This is a genomic window from Sphaerochaeta sp. S2 (assembly GCF_016406725.1).
Taxonomy (GTDB): Bacteria; Spirochaetota; Spirochaetia; order Sphaerochaetales; family Sphaerochaetaceae; genus Sphaerochaeta.
In genome coordinates, this window is sequence record NZ_JAEKNT010000056.1 from 1 (window position 1) to 1,144 (window position 1,144).

At 46.1% G+C, this 1,144-nt stretch carries 1 pseudogene; it reads left to right on the forward strand.

Annotated features, from left to right (window positions below):
- A pseudogene (locus tag JF818_RS01265) lies at positions 1 to 1,144 on the forward strand (excinuclease ABC subunit UvrA); the annotation flags it as partial.

A 1,144-nucleotide genomic window follows, 5' to 3' on the forward strand; every position in this document is an offset into this window, starting at 1 on the left:
TCTCAGGAAGTGGAAAAAGTTCCTTGGCTTTTGACACCATTTTTGCCGAGGGTCAGAGACGTTATGTGGAAAGTCTGAGTTCGTACGCCAGGATGTTTCTTGATAAGTTGGACAAGCCTGATGTGGATTACATGGAAGGGCTCAGTCCTGCAATTGCAATCGAGCAGAAATCAACTCACCGTAATCCTCGATCAACCGTTGGAACCGTCACTGAAATATATGACTATTTCAGACTGTTGTGGGCAAGGGTAGGGAAACCACACTGTCATGTCTGCGGTCGAGAGATCAGTGAGATGAGCGTAGACCAGATCATTGATGCCATTTTCAAGGCAGAGGATGGTACAAGAATCATTGTAAGCGCCCCTGTTGCAATTGGAAGAAAAGGGGAGTTCAAGAAAGTTTTTGAGGATGCCCGTACAGCAGGATTCCAGCGGGTGAAGGTTGATGGGAAAATGCTCAATCTTGATGAGCAGATTGTCTTGGAAAAACAATTCAAGCACTCAATCGATATTGTCGTTGATCGTTTGATCCTCAGTAGGGATATAAGATCCAGACTCGCCTCCAGTATCGAGACTTCTAACGAGATGACGCAGGGTCTGGTGAAAGTGACCTTTCTTGGAGAGAACGGGGAAGAAAGCTACGAAGAGGTTTTCAGTGAGCGTAACAGCTGTCCCCACTGCGGCATTACCCTGCCTGACCTCGAACCACGATTGTTCAGTTTCAATAATCCCTATGGAGCTTGTCCTGAGTGTAATGGACTGGGGATCAAGACGGAGTTTGATCCAGATCTTATTATCCCTGACTATTCCAAAAGCTTCAATAAAGGAGCCATTGCAACGATGAATCCCGGTGCAAAATGGTCCAGGTCTCTGGTTGAAGCACTAGCCAAGCACTTACATTTCACCCTTGATACTCCCTTCAGCAAACTGCCTGAGGATACCATCAATGCATTGCTCTATGGTACCAAGGAACGAGTATTTGTTGAGTATGAACGAGAGAAGAGCAATCAAACCTATCGGGTTGAGAAACCGTTTCCTGGCATCATCCCTGATCTACAACGCAGGTACTATGAAACGAACAGTATGCAGATCAAGATGTGGATGAACAGTTTCCAGACAACCAAGGTTTGCCCTGTATGTCATGG